Genomic DNA, 1,300 nt, shown 5'->3' on the forward strand with positions numbered 1-1,300 from the left:
GACGGGGGACTGCTCGGCGCGGCGTGGCGGCAGCGGTTCCGGGCTACGCCCTTCACCGCTGCCGCCACGCCAGTACTCTCATCCTGATTGACGCGCTGCTCTCATCTTGTTTGACGCGCGGCAAGCGGGTTTGGCGGATATCGTGACGCTCGCTCGGTGTGAGCAGTTGCACCTCACGCTCGACGTCGTAAAGCTGAGCGATATATTGCAGCGCCGACTGCGCGATCTCGCTCTTGTTTGCCGCATGCAGATCGAAGAACTTGCGTCGCGCGTGCGCCATACAGCCAAGCTCGATCACACCTTGTGCGAACAACGCCTTGTAGCCCGTATAGTCGTCGCACAGCAGCTTGCCTCTCCATTCACCGAGGAACGTTCGCGCGTGCTCACCCGCGCGTGTTTCAGCGAAGTCATAGACCACGGCTTTCAGCGCTTCGAAGGCACCCGGCGTGTACGTCCACAGATACGCGCGTTGCGTCTTGCCTTTGCCGGGGCTGAGCATCGCCACCGGCGTTTCGTCAGCTTGCAGAATGTCATGTGAGACGATGCAGCGCGTGAGCGCATCGACAAGCGGCTGCAATTGCACGCCGCACTCGCCGACCCATTGTCCGAGCGTCGATCGCGGGATTGCCAGGCCAGCGCGCTCGAAGATACGTTCCTGGCGGTACAACGGAACATGGTCTCCGTATTTCGACACCAGCACTTGCGCGAGCAGCCCCGCCGTGGGGATGCCCTTGTCAATCACGTGTGCAGCCACGGGTGCCTGGATCAGCGTCTCGCACTGCTTGCATACCCATTTGCCACGCACATGACGTTCGACGGTGAACACGCCCGGCGTGTAGTCGAGCTTCTCGCTGATGTCTTCACCGATGCGCTCGAGCGTGCAGCCACAGGTGCACGTCGATGAGCCAGGTTCGTGCGTGATATCCACGCGCGGCAAGTGATCCGTTTCAAGGAAGCGCGCAACGCGCAGCTCACGCACGAGATCGCGCTGCTCAAGCGGTTGAAGTTCGCCGCTCGCAGCGAGAAGTTCAGCGGCGAGCAGCAAAGCCTGCTCGAAGAAGCGATTGACGGCGATATCGCAGCGATCGAGATGGAACTCGAAGCGCTGTCCTCGCAACCCGAGTCTGCCGGAAAGAAAAAGCCCAAACGCACACCTTTGCCGGCACACTGCAGCTGGGTCTGTCAGAAATTTCGTGTTCAAGGCATATGATGCTCCCCAGGAGAAAATATGCCTCGCAAACCCAAGACCCCACCGGTAGAGCTGCCGGCGATTCCTGCTGAACTTCTTGAGCAGTTCGGC

Annotated in this window: 2 pseudogenes; one reads left to right on the forward strand and one right to left on the reverse strand. The window is 60.6% G+C overall.

Features of this window, described 5'->3' with window-relative positions:
* Positions 1–52: 52 nt before the first annotated feature.
* Positions 53–916 (reverse strand): annotated as a pseudogene (locus GWC77_RS27800) (IS66 family transposase); the annotation flags it as partial.
* Positions 917–970: 54 nt separating this feature from the next.
* On the opposite strand from GWC77_RS27800, the pseudogene GWC77_RS27805 reads away from it, so the two are divergent.
* Positions 971–1,165: pseudogene (locus GWC77_RS27805) on the forward strand (transposase); the annotation flags it as partial.
* Positions 1,166–1,300 lie beyond the last annotated feature (135 nt).

The organism is Paraburkholderia sp. NMBU_R16, assembly GCF_013282575.1.
Taxonomy (GTDB): Bacteria; Pseudomonadota; Gammaproteobacteria; order Burkholderiales; family Burkholderiaceae; genus Trinickia.